The sequence below is a fragment of the Pseudomonas sp. HMWF006 genome (assembly GCF_003061205.1).
In the GTDB taxonomy this organism is placed as follows: domain Bacteria; phylum Pseudomonadota; class Gammaproteobacteria; order Pseudomonadales; family Pseudomonadaceae; genus Aquipseudomonas; species Aquipseudomonas monsensis.
The window spans coordinates 1-851 of sequence record NZ_QAIU01000498.1; the positions used below are offsets into that span (position 1 = coordinate 1).

Genomic DNA, 851 nt, shown 5'->3' on the forward strand with positions numbered 1-851 from the left:
GTTCGTCGGCTGGACCCCGCACCCGATGAACATCAACATGAAGATCACTTACCTGACCGGCAGCGAAGACGTCTACGGCCCCAACGAAGGCGCCGCGACCGTGTCCACCGTCACCTCGCCGGATTACGCCGAGCGCTGTCCGAACGTGTATCGACTGCTGGAAAACCTCACCTTCAGCGCCGCTCAGGAAAGTCAGTTGATGGTGCCGATCATGGCGCGCAAGACCCCGCAGGAAGTGGCGAAGAACTGGCTGCGTGAACACCCCGAGGATCTGCAGCGCTGGCTGGCGGGGGTCAGCAGTTTTGATGGCAAAGAAGGTGTGGCTGCGGTTCAGGCCAGCCTCAAGCCCTGAAGATAGGTGAATGATTTTTTTGTGGCGCGGGCGCTTGCTCCGCAGGATTGCGAGGCGGGCCCAGGGCTGTTTCGAGCACTACGCGCTTGAGCGGGAGCAAGTTCCCTCGCCACAGTTCTGCCACTCTGCAAATAGCTGCTGCATCGAGGGCTTATGGCTCACTACCAGCTTTCGTCGGCCATGGCGGATTTCGTCGCCAGAACCCTCAGTTTCACCAGCGATGACAGCAGCATCAACGGCCTGCGTCGCGACTACGATGAAATGTGTCGAGCCTTCACTCCGCCAATCCCGGCGGGACTTGGAGTCGTCGATTTCCGGTTGAGCGGCGTGGCGGTGCGCTCGTATCGCCCGCCCATAGAGCCCCCGGCCGCCGGCTGGCCCTGCATTCTCTACCTGCATGGCGGCGGCTGGGTGGTCGGCGGCCTCGATTCCCACGACTTCATCTGCTTCGAGCTGGCCGTGGCATTGGGCGCGATGGTGGTGGCGGTGGATTATCGGC

The 851-nt window shown here is 62.2% G+C and carries 2 protein-coding genes; both read left to right on the top strand.

The window, feature by feature from the left end:
• Positions 1–352, top strand: a 352-nt coding sequence (locus DBR24_RS21635) for a glycine betaine ABC transporter substrate-binding protein (RefSeq protein WP_305889131.1), incomplete at its 5' end; no start/stop codon positions are given.
• 153 nt (positions 353–505) lie between these two features.
• Positions 506–851: alpha/beta hydrolase fold domain-containing protein (locus tag DBR24_RS33175; protein ID WP_256591719.1), on the top strand; the 346-nt coding region annotated here is incomplete at its 3' end.